Origin of the sequence: Bacillus cereus group sp. N8 (assembly GCF_016483685.1) — a bacterium.
GTDB lineage: Bacteria > Bacillota > Bacilli > Bacillales > Bacillaceae_G > Bacillus_A > Bacillus_A proteolyticus.
On sequence record NZ_JAEHBK010000058.1, the window covers coordinates 1 to 15,409 of the forward strand.

Sequence of the window (15,409 nt, forward strand, 5' to 3'; positions counted from 1 at the left end):
GAGACAATTAAGAATAAATATAGCCCTTCTTTAATGAACGAGAAGCAAATAAATGATTTAGAACGCATGTTACAAGAGGGTTTAGTGAAGTATTTTTTGCATCCTGAAGGGAAACGTAAGGAATGGATTATAAGCCGACAGGCAATGTATGAATGGTTTGGAGAACCAAAAGACAAGTAGGAAAGGTGGATAATAATGCAAGAGGAAACATTTTCTCTCTGGGGAGGATTCAAGAGTGCATTTCGTTTGATTATTTGGTTTTGGATCGTTATGTTTTTGCTATTTGGTGAAAGCTTGCTACAATAGAATCGAGTCGAATGTGAAATACCCTTAGGCGCCCTCATAGATTTATGGTCTATGGGGGCTTTTTCAATACAGCACATAATAATTTCACGTACCGTAAGTGTTAAAGAAAAAATATACAAAAAAATAATAGTCAACATTCTCGTCTTTGACCATGTACATGTGATTTGTCACATGTACAAATTTTCCGTTTGCTTTTCCTGCATCAAATTCACCCTTGTCTGTGTCGACTGCATCTGTCACTGTTTGGCCATCTAACTGTAATGTGCCTGGGACATATTACAATCCTTCTGGAAATGTATCCGCAATGGCTAGATTTTTCACAAGACTAGCAAGAAGCGTATTTCTTGTTCGAATCGTATACGCCAGTTCATCCCCTATTTCTGTATTTGTATTTTGTAGGTTCTTCACTGTTTTATCGGATTCTATGATTGGATCTTGTAGAATCAAGAAACGATCTCCGCTCATTTCACTGTCGTTTAGAAAATTACAAGAAAAAGACCTATTTCTTTCCACACAGATAAAGTGTCTTTCACTCTTTTCCTGTCTATTTCGATATTTAGATACTAATTACAAATAAATAATATATGATTCTCACAAAAAATAAAGTGATATTTTGTCGAGAATTGTACTATTTCGATATTTTATAGTAATATTTTGTCGTGAGTTATACCTGACGGCAAATAATTTATGAATCTATAAAGGAACAATTTAAAAATTTATCATTTAATCCAATTAAAAGGAGAAGGTAATGAATAATCCCATCGACATACAACACTTGTGTGATCTCGCACATAAAGCCTTTAATGTACCTGTTCACATTTTATCTACAGACAAAAAAATCTTATATCAATCTATTTCTGATGATGTTTGTAGTCCATTTTATTCTTCTAAAGAAGAACATCTTAGTGACATTTATCAAGGAAATGATCCCAATAACTTCCCACTTTTCAGATGTAACAGTTATCTTGAAAATTTCGTCCTAATTCATATAGCAAATCATGATTATGTAAAAGGGACTATTATAATCGGTCCCACTATAGATCCAAAGGGCTCAGGTGATATAACCTTTAAAATTCGGAAAGAATTTAACTCAAGTAATAAAATTCAAGAAAGACTAGCCTATTATCAGTGCCTACCTGAGATTAAAAAAACTACTTTAATTGATATCGGAATCTTATTACATTACATGATTTTTAATGAAAAGTTAGATGTAGATATCGTTTTAGAAAAAAATAAATTGCTAGAGGAAGTTTCCTATAAAATTGTGAAACCTGATTTATATATTTTAAAACGCCGACAAAATAATCCTGAAACTAACAACATGGCATTAGTACATAATTATTTTTTAGCAATCAAAGAAGGAAATAAAGAAAAGTTATTGCAATATATGTATGCAATTCCAAAAGAAGGTGATGGGATTATTTTAGCAGTAGATCCACTCAGGAACCAAAAGATTCTTGGAATTATTGCGATTACTCTAGCTACTCGATATGCGATAGATGGTAACCTTCCATCAGATATTGCTTTTTCTCTTAGTCTTTTGTATATACAAACCATGGAACAACTAGATAACGTAGACTCTGTAAAGCGATTGTCAGGAGACGCTTTACGCACTTTTGCAGATTGTGTGAAAGAATACAATGCTCAAAAGTATTCAAAAACGATTACTGCATGCCTGAATCATATTAGAAAAAATGTTTACAATGAAATATCTCTCAATAAACTCGCTGATCATTTGGCGATTACCCCTACTTATTTATCTAAATTATTTAAAAAAGAAGTGGGAATTCCTTTAAGTGAATATATTCAAAGGGAACGAATAGAAGAGGCAAAAAAATTATTAACACTAACTACATATCCATTATTAGATATTTGCACTTCGCTTAACTTTCATGACCAAAGTTATTTTATAAGGGTTTTTAAAAAAATTACAAACATGACTCCTAGACAGTATCGTGAAAAATATACTGTAATATAAGCTTGGTATCTGTTTCTGGTGCAAAAACTTTAATGTGGGCATTTTTTGCCCATCCCCTCGAAAAGGGGGAATAAGGGGGGGCAGCCGAGATATATACGTTATCTTAACCAAGAAAATTAAAATATGAATTTAAAAGGACTCTTACGTTGAATACACATACTCAACGTAAGGACGAATTATTTTTGGTTTGAAATAAAGTTTGATTAAAAACAACTTAGGGATCTGTGTAGCCGATTTCCTCAACGTACAGAAAATTGGCTTGTTGGTTCGTTACTCGTTAAAAGTGTGTGTAAAGCTTCTAGAGGTTATATCAACTTGCATTTTATTTGCTAGAATGCCATTTAGCTAACCACTCATTCCATTTATCCTTTTGAATAGTAATGGCAAATATAGTGTTTTTATCAGGATTGTCAGTCAGACATACGGATGTATCATCAACAGATAAATATTGTCCGTGGTTATTTTTTAAAGAGAAGCCTTCTAATCCACAATCAACAAGTGTCCATACTTGTCCATAAGCACGAAATCCTGTAATGCCCACCTCACCATTTGCAGATGTAAGATAGGTTGCATTTGCTTCTATGTACACCTTATTAGATCCTTTTTCAATTGGAATAATTGTAAATATGCTCCTATCTTCTGGGATCCAATTAGATGAAGCAGAAATATGCGTACTATCCTCCCATGTCCGCAAGACGTTATTCCTGTTTCTAATTTTCACAGAAATAGAAGAACATTCTTCATTTTTATGTTGTGTAACGAAAGCGAGCTTATGTCTCTTTATCTCAGCAAGCTCATCAGAGGTATAACTAAAAATTTCAGATTCTTTTACTGGATTCGAAGTTATCGTTGCCAGTTTTCGCTTCTCTCCCGGTAGTGCATGAAAAAGTTTGTCTAGGTCAAAAGAAGCACTACCTGGTTTTATATTTGGAAACTCCTGTCTAATAAATTTAAAAGCTAAAGGACCATTCATTTGACCACTATTGTCACTTTTTAAGTAATATGTTTGCCAATTCGTAAGTGCAATACCAGTATTCCCTTCATCTAATTGTTTTTGTGTAATATAATACACATCGCGTTCATATAGATCTGAGGCATCTGGATTTAAGTCCACTATGATACCAGCTTGCTTAATCAGAAGTTGTTGACCATGTTTTATCGTTTTATATTCAACTTTCCCATCTTTATAGAAAATTTTAATTCTCTTAAAAAAGTTTTGGTTTTTATAATAATCATACACACTAATACCAAATTCTCCTTTGTTAAAAGTAGGAGCTTTGTAAGCACAGTTTTCATTGTTAGCTAGATAATCATTTTTAGCACTTTGTTCGGATAAAGAAATAACAAAAGGCTCTTTTAGAAAGGTATCATAGGTGTGACTAAATGTTGTAACAATCGTTGCGAACGTATCAACGTCTGCTTTCGCATTATGTTTTGTAAATGGGTTGAAACTGAATACAATCCCCATCGCTATTCCTACAGGGGGAATTTTTTTTATACATCTCTTTATCTTTTCCTTCATGGATGTGCTCCTTACTTTCTAATTTATACTGTTTCCAACATATTTACATTTTTATCGGTAAGTTTATCTTAATTTAAATCCCTTTCAAAAGTCTTTCATAAATATTACAAAAACATTTCATTGCTTCTCATACAAGCACTTCAGTACTTTTGTAAGTAATTTCTTAAACTTAGACATACCGATAAGAATAAAAGGATTGATACATAAGTAAACCACCGATCATATAGTCTAAAAATACACTTTTGCGAAGAGCTTAACACCATGAATCTCAAAAACATAAGTGTGAGATTATTACTCGTACAGTTATTTTCTCTGGTACTGGAACTATTCATATCTTCCTCAAGGATGCTGTTCTTACCTAGGTTTGTTGAAGATAGTTTCGGTTTACTTGGAATTTCCGTTACTACACCTTTATTATTATTTATTGGTGTAATTATGACATATCTGAAGAAAAGGCCTTTGTATAATAAGAACGAGACAAACTATTCCTTTTAGTTAGTATTGATTTATTAAAATGAAAATTGAGACCCAAAAAACCAGAAAGGTTGGCATTTTGCCAGCCTTTCTGGTTTACTACTTCATTCATTTTACAAATGAAAATTTTGTTTGGGGATACTTAAAAATCTTCGGTTAATAAGCATGGCGCCAAGCTAAAAAAATATAGAATATCGTATAAAATTCGGAATTTTATACGATATTCATGTAAGAATTTTGTAACATTTATGAAAGACTTTTGAAAGGTATTTATACTAAGATAAACCTCGGAACGTTAAATGCAGTTTAACAAATAGAAAAAAATAGGGTAGCACAAAGTGAGGAGCACAATTATGAATGGAAAAGCAAAAAAAAGTATGCGAAAAATCCTTCCTGTAGGGATTGCAATGGGGATTTTATTCAGCGCAAGCCCCGTAACAGAATATAAAGTGAAAGCAGATGTTGATACGTTCGCAACGATTGTTACAACATTTGGAGATATCTATGACGCGTTTCTTAAAGAGCCATTTGGACAATGGTTAGAACAACAAGATGCAAAAAACAGTTATGCAGCTCGTCTGGAAAACGTTGCTTACAAAGCTCCTACGTTTAACAAAGGTGAATTTGGTATTAGTGTGTTTGATTATTATAAAGATCAAAATTTTAGCAAGAAAATTAAAATTGCTTATGCCAATGGGAAAGTTGAATATAAAACAATCAAGCATGGAGAACAAATTCGTATTAAGGACGCTGGTACAATAGTAGACTTAACTCCTGATGAAGCAGAACTATCTAAACATGATATTTTGTATATTACACAAAAACAATTAGATGAAGGAAATACGGGGGTTTCACTTACGAATTTCAAAACCTATTATCTAACAAGTAACAATAGCGGTGGTAAAAATGTTTTAGCAGATAGATTTGAACGACAAGAATTCCCAGGTTATTTTCTGAGTTCCGGTTTGCGTGATATTCGCTATGTAAACGAAGACCTTTTCAGTAAACTACCAGAAGAAAAACGTATACTAGCAACCATTACTTCAGAGCCAGTAGGCAAAGACGTTCTTTCTAATTATGTTACGAATGACTCTAAAGCTCGTGAAGATCTTAATAATCGGTTATCTGATATATTGGCGGATCGTACTAGCATCCTAGAGACACCTATTGCACTACCATGGAATGCACTAAATGACGGTAAACCTTATCAAATTATCCCCTATAAAAAAGGGACGAATAAAGTAGTTGTAAAAACAGGTTCAAAATATCTTTCAGGGAAAGAAGGAAATGCACTTCAATATTCCGACTCGATTGGTGATGATGAAGTATTTGAACTTGTTCAGACCGGAAATTCTAATGATAATAAATTCCAGTTCTATTTAAAAAACAAGAATGGAGTAAGTTTGGCTGGTAATCAAAATGTTCAACAATTTGGTACTGATGGGAGTTTCAAATCCGAAATTCGTTTCACTGGAAAAAGCAACAATGAAATTCATAACTGGTTAAGAGCGTGGTATCCGGGCAAAGAAAATGAGAGGCAGAATTATGACGGAATAGAATTTGTATATGAGAGTGGAAAGGGTATGGCAAAAGATCCCTCAGGAAATGTGATAAAGAACAGTTGGGTGAAGGAGGGTAAAGATTATTATTATGCAGGTTCTGATGGTTTCTTCTTGAAAGATTGGCAAGAAATTGAAGGTAAGACATATTATTTTCAGAATAACGGGAGATTATTATCACCATATAGTGGATCTAATGGTGATGCTATGATTGGTGATAAGTACTACCTCTTTGATGATAAAGGTGCCTTGCAACGATCAGCATGGAAGGAAGATGCCTTTGGTCTACACTATTCTGATGCTTCTGGAGCAATTATTAAAGAAGGTTTACAGGAAATTGATAATAACATTTATTATTTTAAAGATTACAAGGCTACTACAAATGTACTACGTTTAGAAGATCAAGGTGTCACTCTTCGTTTTTCCGACAAAGGTGTGCTTATGCGTGTTTCTGGGTTGGATGGAAAAGCTCTAAACAAAACAGTTAATGTTACTTTGGACAATAAAACATTACCATTTTACCCAAATGGTGCACTTGAGCCACTAGGGGTCAGCAGATTAGGTAATACAGTGAAATATTTTAGTTTAGAAGATGGGATTAACTATTCCGGTTGGAAGGAATTTGGTGAAGAAAAATATTATTTTAGAGATGGAAAATCTTCTACTGTGAATGGTACAGAAACTATTGACGGAAAAAAATATTATTTTAATGACTGGGGAAAAGCTACGCAGACAGGGTTTGTAAAAACTAACGGTAAAACATACTATTATAATGATAAAGGCGAAATGCAAACAGGCTTTCAAGAAATAAATGGTAACCGATATTACTTCTTTAGCAATTCTGAGCGCCACGGAGAAATGGCAACAGGATTTTTCAATGATGGACGCAATAACTATTACGCCGAATGGGATGGTGTAATGTATCGAGGCAGAGAAGCCCAACTCGATTACAATGGTGACCTGAAATACTTTTTATTTAACAGTGAAGGACGTATTATCAAGTCGTTTAAAATATAATACAAACGAGTCTATTTTTTATAAATGTGACTTGCTAAATGAGATCCCCACGGCCTCCAGATGCTTTCAGCATCTGGAGAGTTGATGGCTATGTGGGGTAGTGACGTAGACCGCACAGTAGTGATCTTACTTGTAAAAGAGAAATGGGAAAAGTAAAGTATATTTATCAACAACAAGAAAAACAGGCTTTTGTAGATATCTTGTTTGTTTTCTTCTATCCTTACAGAACTTTCATCTTTGTGTAAGGTTATTAGATAGTTTATTTAATGGTGAAATGTAATAATTAACTTATAAGAATTGATAATGATTTTTTAGAAATTATAGACGAGTATTGTTCACGATTATAACAACAACTAAAAAATGATTGAGAAAAATTCAACATATACATAATAAGTGGAGGCAAATATAGTGGCTTTAAAAGTAGTACTTATCGTTATTGGTGCAGCATTAATTTTATCGGGTGTATATAAAATGAAGAAGTATGATGCATACGTAGGAAAAACTCAAACCAGAAAAAATCTTTTCAACTTCTTAATTAATGGACAGAGTTCTGGAGTAGGACAATTATTAAGTGGGATTGTATGTATCGTTTTAGCAATCGTAGCCTTTATAATTAAATAATTTGCTAATAAGGGAGCTAAGATATAGAACTTAGCTCCTTTTATGATGATAAAGTCTTTAGGCAAAAACAAAGATTTTTTCTAAAAATGTACATAGTCTATAGAAGTATAGATGGCACTCGTTATGAATAATTTTCTTAATAACCATTTCGCTTTAATGTGCGATAGATAGTGGTTCTGTCAACATTTAAAAAATCAGCAATTTCCTGTTTCGTTTTTCCTTGATCAAGTAACTCGAGTATCAAATCAGTTTTAGACTTATTGATTTTAGGAGTTCTCCCCAGTTTCCCGCCATTTTCTACATACTTAATACGTCCAGCCTGTGTTCGCTCCAGTATATAGTTTCGTTCAATATCAGCAAATAAAGATAAGATTGTAACCATTACTTTAGTAGTCATGTCATCTTTCTTACGAGTATCAATGTTATCATTAATAGCGATGACCCCAACATCGTTTTTGATAAGTTTTTCATGAGTACGGATCATATCAGAAAGATTTCTTCCTAAACGATTTAATTTATAGACAATAAGTGTGGCCCCTGGATTTAGTCGCTGCATAAGAAATTGGAATTGTTCTCTCTCCATATTTTTTCCACTTTGCTTTTCTTCAAAAATACATTCTTCTAACAACTCAATTTTGTTAGTTTCACAATATGTAAGAATTTCTTTTTTCTGAAATGTATAATCTTGTTGTGGAGTAGATACTCGAATATATGCGTAGTTCATTTTTTGCTCTCCTAACGTTGCATAAGTCTGTTTTTCTATTTTGCTACAAATATCGTATCATTTTGGGGGAGATTAATTTGCAACATAATATATGCAACGTTGTTACGCTATAAAATCAAGCTCAAGGTAAATGTTGCATATATGTTGATTTTTGCAACACCTTCCTTGGGGCTATTTTATGTTGTAGCGTACAGAGAATAAGTTGAAATGTGTCCAAACGTACAATTTTCTTTTTTGGATATGGTGAGGATATCACGGAAAAGTGGGGCGTGTCTCGCACTACGATTTATCGCCCAAAGTGACAGCTACACTACTATAGGTGTTTGGCACTTGTAAGCATAAATCAGTGACCATAGATATATTCCTTCAAGGATGGAATTTATTTTTTGATAATAATTGCTTAACATAGATTTAACGCACAACTATTTATAATAATGAAAATGAGGTGATTAAGGTATGAGAATTCTTGTTGTTGAAGATGAGTTGGATTTACAGGAAGCTATCGCTGAGGGACTTAGAATAGAAGGGTATGCGGTTGATACCTGTAGTAATGGTAAAGATGCTTATGAACTGGCGTACGTTGAAAATTATGACTTAATAATACTTGACTTAAATCTTCCGAAAATGGACGGATTAAAGGTTTTAGAAAAGTTAAGAGAAGAAAATAAAGAATTAAAAGTCTTAATCCTTAGTGCAAGAAGTAGCGTAAATGACAAAGTTAAAGGTTTAGATATTGGTGCGAATGATTATTTAACTAAACCATTTGCCTTTGCGGAATTGGAAGCAAGAATAAGAAATTTATTAAGGCGAAAATTTGTGCAGGAAAATAGCCTTTTATCTTGCGGTAATATAAATATTGATTTATCAAAACGCACCGCATTTGTGGATGAAAAAGAACTGATACTCACAAAAAAAGAATTCGCATTGCTTGAATACTTTCTGCTTAATCAAGAACGAGTTGTTAGTCAAGAAGAATTGATTGAACACATTTGGGATGGAAATGCCGATAGCTTTAGTGGTGCTATTCGAGTTCATATAGCTACATTACGAAAAAAAATGAAAGCTCTTTTAGATTATGATCCGATACGTACAAAGATTGGTGAGGGTTATTTTATTACTAAAAATGATGGTGACGCTTGATGTTTAAAAAAATTCCAATTCGGCTGCGACTTACTGCAGTGATGATAATTTTATTAATGATTTGTTGTATAGGGCTTACATTAATTTTAAATTTTTATGCTGGTATAATGGCAACAAGAATTGATGCAGCCTCTCTATTACCTGCACTAGAAGTTGGTGAAGATAGCAATGTTATTGACAATCACCAAACGCCACCAAATGTCATGATGGCTATACCAACTGAAGATGCACAAAAAGCAAGAACGGATTTTCAGTTTGAAAGTGTTTTTTATATGCTTTTAGTCATTTTCGGTGGTGGCGTATTGACATACTATGCATCGGGCAAAGTGTTAAAACCACTGGATACACTAAATAGTCAAATTAAGAATAGGACTGTGCATAATCTATCAGAAACGATGAACATTCCACCAACCAATGATGAAATAGCTGAGTTAACGCAGTCTTTTAATGAAATGACGGATAAGCTAAACGATGCTTTTATGATGCAAAGTCGCTTTTCTGCAAATGCGGCCCATGAACTCCGAACGCCACTTGCGGTTTTAAAAACAAAGCTTGATGTATTTAAAAAGAAAAACGCACATTCTACAGAAGAATATGATGCACTCATTAACGTTTTTGAAAAGCAAACACAACGATTATCTGAGCTTGTATTTACCCTTTTGGATATGACAAATATGAATGATGGATTTGAGGATGGAACCATCTGCTTGAAGGATGTTTTTGAAGATATTGTTTCCGAACTTTCTCATATTGCTGATGAACAAGAGGTTAAACTATATTTGGATTGCGCTGATAGTGTTGTTTACGGAAATACAGATTTACTTTATCGAGCGTTTTATAACCTTGTTGAAAATGGTATTAAATACAATATCGACGGTGGTAAGGTAATTATTAAAGTTAAATCGGATAAAAAGCAGGTAATGGTTGAAATTAAAGACACGGGAATTGGTATCCCCGATGAGGAAAAAAGGAATATATTTGAGCCGTTTTACCGAGTGGATAAATCACGCTCTCGTGAATGGGGTGGCTCAGGCTTGGGACTTTCCATTGTGCAAAATATCATAACCAAGCACAATGGAAACATCGTAGTTACCGATAATGAGAACGGCGGTACTTGTTTCGAAATTACACTTGGTAAAATAAAATAAGAAAATGAAAAAGGCTTTGAATGGTTGTTGAACCTGTTTATTTAAAGCCTTTTTTTGTGAATTTTTAAGAAGTGTTTCTCTTAACAAGGATTTAACATGGATTTTTATATACTGGTAACATCAAATAGAAAGGATGCAGGCAAGCAGGCTCAATTGTAATATTATAGAATCTATCTATCGTATGGTAGAGGTTAAAAACATTCTAGGAGGAATTTAATATGAAGAAAAAATTAATAATTGCTACACTTGTGCTAGGGGTATCTGTTGTTGGAGGATCTGCATATGCTGCGAGCAACAACGACATGTGGGAAAATACTAAATCCAGTGAAACTGTCAACTTAGAAGAAATGGCTAAAGAAAAAGGGATCACGTTAGATGAACTAACTGCTCAGCTTGAAAAAGAAGGAAAGCTGACAAAAGCTGCTGAAACAACTGTGGCTACCGAAATAGCGGCAGATTCAAAATCCAGTGAAACTGTCAACTTAGAAGAAATGGCTAAAGAAAAAGGGGTCACGTTAGATGAACTGATTGCTCAGCTTGAAAAAGAAGGAAAGCTGACAAAAGCTGCTGAAACAACAGAGGCCAAGCAAGTAGAAACAAGCAATAAATAATATATAGAGTAACTGGAGCTGTCACAAAAGTAAACTTCTGCTAAGAGGGAGCTTTTGAAACAGCTCTGTTGTTCGTGAGAAGAGAAAAAAATATGGAGATCAAGAGTACAAACTAACCGTTATCGGTATTTATAATGCGGGGTATGATGATTTCTTTGAATAGCAAGAAAGTGGAATCCATCTTATATGAGGTGTTCTTTTTTATTCGTAAGGTGTCATATAGGGGTACGGAAACGATTCTTGGTATGAGGGGCCACTTTGGGATTTAATCACAAATAAAAAAGAACTTTATTCAAGTTCTTTTAACTTACGATACAGGGCGGCCTGACTCACACCTGTAATTTGGCATATTTCCTTAACAGTTTTATTGGCATGCTTCCTTAATTCAATCGCATGATTCATACCTGGGTGCTTATCCGTGTATTTCTTCAATCTTCCTCTATACACTCCTTTTTGTTTCGCTAGCTTTATTCCCGCACGTTGTTTTTCTCTAATCATTTCTCGATCTAGTTCACTAAAGGCAGCCATGACAGTTAAAAAGAATTTTCCTGTTGGAGTTCTAGCGTCTATCCCTAAATTTAAAATCGCAAAGTGAACATCCTTTTCCCGAAGTTGTTCTACTAACTGTAATAGCTGAATGGTATTTCGACCTAAACGATCCATTCTAGTTACGACCCAAGTATCACCAGTATTTAGTTTTGACAGTATAGCGTCTAACTCTGGCTTTTGTTTTTTAACTCCACTTATTTTCTCTTTAATAATTTTATCTACTCCATATTTCATGAGCTGTTCAATCTGTGTATCTAGATTTTGATCTTGTGCACTTACACGAGCGTATCCATAGACCATTTTTACCTCTCTTTTTGCATATATTTTTGATAAGTGTTATTGAGAGTCTCTGAGACTAATAATATCAAGGGAAGAATTTCTATCAATAGGGTACACTCTATTGATAGAAAAATATGCAATTATGCATATCCAAATAAAGGGTTAAATGTATAAGTAATACCATTAAATTATTCTATAAGTATTTTTCTAAAATAAAAACTAACCCCATCTAAATTAATATAGTTATTTTTTAATTGGATATATTAAGTTATAATTATTATAATTACTATAATAGAATTCATCATTAATTTTATTAGTATAATATCCCCTCACTCATATTAAGTATGTAACAATAAAATCATCAAATACATAAGATAAAATTCTACTATTTACGACAAAATCTTACTATATACGCATCGGAAATTTAATGTTTTAATAAATAACATAACTGGTACGACCACTAAGAAAGGGGCAAATTACACTAAATAGGAGTTTAGTAAAGTTGCAAGTAACATTATGTCGATTTAAACTTTCTTAATATTCAGTTATTTTTAAGGGTCTCGAATCACAAAAGTATCATATCTGTACAAAATTGGTTTTAAGTTTCTACATAGCAAAAGTGATTTTATTTCGCAATAAAAGTATAAGCAATGTACAGTATAATTTCATCTTTTGTAATCTTGTAGGGATTTTACCGGCAAAACTAGGGGGAAATATTATGAAATCAATATCAAAAAAAGTCATGGCAGGGTTAGGTGTAGGAGCAATGAGTCTATCTATCTGGGCTCCTTCAAGTCAAGCAGCAGCTCCAGCAAATAATGAATATCATACTATTCATTTGGCAGCTAATACAAACATAGCTTGGGATGTATATAAAGGATGGCAATCTGATGATGCAGGTATTGTTCTATGGGATGGAGCCCGTGGTGACAATGAACAATTTGTATTTTTCCCACTTGATGGAGGAGCATATGCAATTGTAAATAAAAATAGTGGAAAACCTGTAGGGATTGGTAATGCTTTCATTGGTAGTGACGGTGTTCGTCACTTTCCCTCTATGAATAATGAGGGTTTGCGACAAACGAGTTGGACTGGTGCCGCTAATGAACAATGGTATTTACGAGACAAGGGAAATAATAATTTTGAAATTGTAAACCAAGGATCTGGGAAAGTTGCATCTTGGGCGGGGATGGAATTGTATGGATATAAAGATTATGTAGATTTGGATGAATCAAATCCTTCTGATAATGACAGGTTATTTCACATTCCAGCTGCTCGCAGTACTTTTTCATTACCAACCTTACCAACTGTAGGAACTAGACCAAATGCTCCAGATTATAATACAAGTGGGGCTATTGATCAACAATTACCTCAAACGTCAAATTCTGTTGTTGTTGGGGCATCTTTAATACCATCTATCATGGTAAAGGATAATGGTGCGAGTGATTATACAAAAATACACAATTCACCATATTATGTCTTAGTAAAAGAAGAATATTGGGAGAAAGTACGCTCAGAAATTATTCCTGCTGGTGCCACTAGTAAATATACAGTTAAATCAGGTGTAAGTGAGATAGATCAAAAAAAGATGTCTGATACGCTTGCAATGAGCTTCGGATCAGACCTAGGATTGAAATTTGGAGAATCATCTCTATCAATTAAATCGAGTGTTTCAAGAACAATACAAACAGAAGTTACTAAAACTTCTACGAATGCAACGGAAGAAACAGAGGAAAAGAGTATTCCAAGTATACCTGGTAAAAACACAGGATTTACAGCATATCAACTGGTAACAAAATATACAGTAAAGAGAACAGACGGTTCAGTTGTTACAGATCCTTCGATTGTAAGAGACAGTAAGCAAACAATAGCAAGAACAATAGCTAATTAGGAAATATATTTCGATATATGTCAACAGTAAGTGGACAAGCAAAGCGAAGTGATGGAGCCCCCTCAAAAAATGAGGGGGTTTCCCTTGTTACAATTATTTGTTTACTTCAAATGATAAAATAAGTATTCCTCTTCCTATTAAATATTCCCCCTGGCAATATTTAATAGGAAGAAATGTGAGGAGAGAAGAAGATGCTACTAAATTTTTTTAGCAAATTTAGTAGCATTTGCAATACTAACGAATATGTCTTTTGAACATAACGAGGTCGTAACGAATTCTAACGAAGAAACTGAAGAGGTGGATTTAATGTCTATCTTTCCATATGAGTATTAAAAAAGAAACACTCACTAATGATTAACATAAAGCCTCGATAGTTAATGTCTTTTTAAAATAAAGCCTCCTAAAATAACTTATTTATTTAATTAAAACAATTATCGGTTGTGTTTTTTAATGTTATTCAGATTCGAAAACGGCGAAACGTCAAGTAACTCCCCAATATACAATAAAGGTTTTTGTATATTGCTTGTTTGCTTCTAACCTTACAGAACTGTCATCTTAATGTAAGGTTAGAAGATAGTTTGTTTAACTTTTAAATGTAATAATAAAATTATAAGAAACGAGAATAAATTTTTAGAAATTATAGGAGTGTGTTAATAATGATCGTAACAACAACGAATACTATTCAGGGTAAAGAAATTATTGAGTATGTAGACATCGTAAACGGTGAAGCAATTATGGGTGCAAATATCGTACGCGATATCTTCGCTTCTGTTCGTGACGTTGTCGGTGGCCGTTCTGGTGCATATGAAAGTAAATTAAAAGAAGCTCGTGACATTGCGATGGACGAAATGAAACAACTTGCGACGCAAAAAGGAGCAAATGCAATCGTTGGTATCGATGTAGACTACGAAGTGGTTCGTGACGGAATGTTAATGGTTGCGATAAGCGGTACAGCTGTACGTGTATAAATATATAGAAAGATAGCACCTCATTGGGGAACTGCACCTTCAATTGTTAGACATAACTAACAATTGGAGGTGCAGTTTTTTATGGCCAAATATTCTTTGAAAACGAAATGAGATGCATAGATAGCACTCGTTATTAATAATTTCCCTAATAACCATTTCGTTTTTGATAAGTTTTTCATGAGTACAGATTATAGCAAAAAGATTTCTTCCTAATAAACAGCCTAGTGACAGGGTAGCTGTTCTTATCCGCCATAAAATATCAGTAAAATGGTAATTAATCATATAAATACAGCTTTGCATACAGAATTTAATAACACTTTAAAAAGAAGAATCCCAATTGGGTAAACCCTATTGGGATGGTTTATTGAACCTGGTATAACGGTACTTCAAGGTGTCCCATATAACTTGTTTCAGAATAGGAGAGTAGAATATGAGAAAAATAGGTTATGCTCGAGTAAGTTTTGTTGATCAGAACCCAAAGAGACAATTACAACAAATGAAGGAAATTGGAATGGGCATTATATATGAAGAAAAGGTATCAGGTGCTACCTAAGACAGAGCTGAACTTCAAATGAATATATATAATATCTGTCTCTTATACACATCTCCGAGCCCACGAGAC

The 15,409-nt window shown here is 33.6% G+C and carries 14 protein-coding genes and 1 pseudogene; 10 read left to right on the forward strand and 5 right to left on the reverse strand.

Features of this window, described 5'->3' with window-relative positions:
• On the forward strand, positions 1-180 hold a 180-nt coding region (locus JDS80_RS29035), incomplete at its 5' end, for a DNA-binding protein (RefSeq protein WP_113771060.1).
• Between the two features lie 210 nt (positions 181-390).
• Here JDS80_RS29035 and JDS80_RS29040 read toward each other — a convergent pair.
• Both JDS80_RS29040 and JDS80_RS29045 read right to left on the reverse strand, forming a co-directional pair.
• A complete protein-coding gene (locus JDS80_RS29040) occupies positions 391-546 on the reverse strand; it encodes a hypothetical protein (RefSeq protein WP_199640647.1) in 156 nt (51 codons plus the stop codon).
• Positions 547-582: 36 nt separating this feature from the next.
• Complete coding sequence (locus tag JDS80_RS29045) at positions 583-753, reverse strand: cell surface protein (RefSeq protein ID WP_242477455.1); 171 nt, start codon at positions 751-753, stop codon at positions 583-585.
• 301 nt (positions 754-1,054) lie between these two features.
• Here JDS80_RS29045 and JDS80_RS29050 point away from each other — a divergent pair, with 301 nt between their 5' ends.
• Complete coding sequence (locus JDS80_RS29050; RefSeq protein WP_199640648.1) at positions 1,055-2,284, forward strand: helix-turn-helix domain-containing protein; 1,230 nt, start codon at positions 1,055-1,057, stop codon at positions 2,282-2,284.
• A 322-nt stretch (positions 2,285-2,606) separates the two neighbouring features.
• On the opposite strand, the gene JDS80_RS29055 is transcribed toward JDS80_RS29050, so the two are convergent.
• Positions 2,607-3,806, reverse strand: a complete 1,200-nt coding sequence (locus JDS80_RS29055; protein ID WP_199640649.1) for a fascin domain-containing protein — start codon at positions 3,804-3,806, stop codon at positions 2,607-2,609.
• Positions 3,807-4,633: 827 nt separating this feature from the next.
• Here JDS80_RS29055 and JDS80_RS29060 point away from each other — a divergent pair.
• Both JDS80_RS29060 and JDS80_RS29065 read left to right on the forward strand, forming a co-directional pair.
• Complete coding sequence (locus tag JDS80_RS29060; protein ID WP_199640650.1) at positions 4,634-6,856, forward strand: N-acetylmuramoyl-L-alanine amidase family protein; 2,223 nt, start codon at positions 4,634-4,636, stop codon at positions 6,854-6,856.
• 408 nt (positions 6,857-7,264) lie between these two features.
• Complete coding sequence (locus tag JDS80_RS29065) at positions 7,265-7,477, forward strand: hypothetical protein (protein ID WP_199640651.1); 213 nt, start codon at positions 7,265-7,267, stop codon at positions 7,475-7,477.
• A gap of 136 nt (positions 7,478-7,613) precedes the next feature.
• Here JDS80_RS29065 and JDS80_RS29070 read toward each other — a convergent pair whose 3' ends face one another.
• A complete protein-coding gene (locus JDS80_RS29070) occupies positions 7,614-8,201 on the reverse strand; it encodes a recombinase family protein (protein ID WP_199640652.1) in 588 nt (195 codons plus the stop codon).
• A gap of 456 nt (positions 8,202-8,657) precedes the next feature.
• On the opposite strand from JDS80_RS29070, the gene JDS80_RS29075 reads away from it, so the two are divergent.
• The 3 genes from JDS80_RS29075 (at position 8,658) to JDS80_RS29085 (ending at position 11,100) form a co-directional block, all read left to right on the forward strand.
• Positions 8,658-9,341: a response regulator transcription factor gene (locus JDS80_RS29075; RefSeq protein WP_098058846.1), complete on the forward strand. Its 684-nt coding sequence runs from the start codon at positions 8,658-8,660 to the stop codon at positions 9,339-9,341.
• Positions 9,341-10,489: a sensor histidine kinase gene (locus JDS80_RS29080; RefSeq protein WP_199640653.1), complete on the forward strand. Its 1,149-nt coding sequence runs from the start codon at positions 9,341-9,343 to the stop codon at positions 10,487-10,489. Before JDS80_RS29075 ends, JDS80_RS29080 begins: the two co-directional genes overlap by 1 nt.
• Before the next feature lie 218 nt (positions 10,490-10,707).
• On the forward strand, positions 10,708-11,100 hold the full coding sequence (locus JDS80_RS29085) for a hypothetical protein (protein ID WP_098058847.1): 393 nt from the start codon (positions 10,708-10,710) through the stop codon (positions 11,098-11,100).
• Between the two features lie 288 nt (positions 11,101-11,388).
• On the opposite strand, the gene JDS80_RS29090 is transcribed toward JDS80_RS29085, so the two are convergent.
• Positions 11,389-11,949, reverse strand: a complete 561-nt coding sequence (locus tag JDS80_RS29090; protein ID WP_199640654.1) for a recombinase family protein — start codon at positions 11,947-11,949, stop codon at positions 11,389-11,391.
• Positions 11,950-12,646: 697 nt separating this feature from the next.
• Here JDS80_RS29090 and JDS80_RS29095 point away from each other — a divergent pair.
• From JDS80_RS29095 to JDS80_RS29105, 3 genes and pseudogenes are all read left to right on the forward strand, one after another.
• A complete protein-coding gene (locus JDS80_RS29095; protein ID WP_098058849.1) occupies positions 12,647-13,819 on the forward strand; it encodes an RICIN domain-containing protein in 1,173 nt (390 codons plus the stop codon).
• A 656-nt stretch (positions 13,820-14,475) separates the two neighbouring features.
• Positions 14,476-14,787, forward strand: a complete 312-nt coding sequence (locus tag JDS80_RS29100; protein ID WP_098058850.1) for a heavy metal-binding domain-containing protein — start codon at positions 14,476-14,478, stop codon at positions 14,785-14,787.
• Positions 14,788-15,217: 430 nt separating this feature from the next.
• Positions 15,218-15,337: pseudogene (locus tag JDS80_RS29105) on the forward strand (recombinase family protein); the annotation flags it as partial.
• Positions 15,338-15,409: the final 72 nt, after the last annotated feature.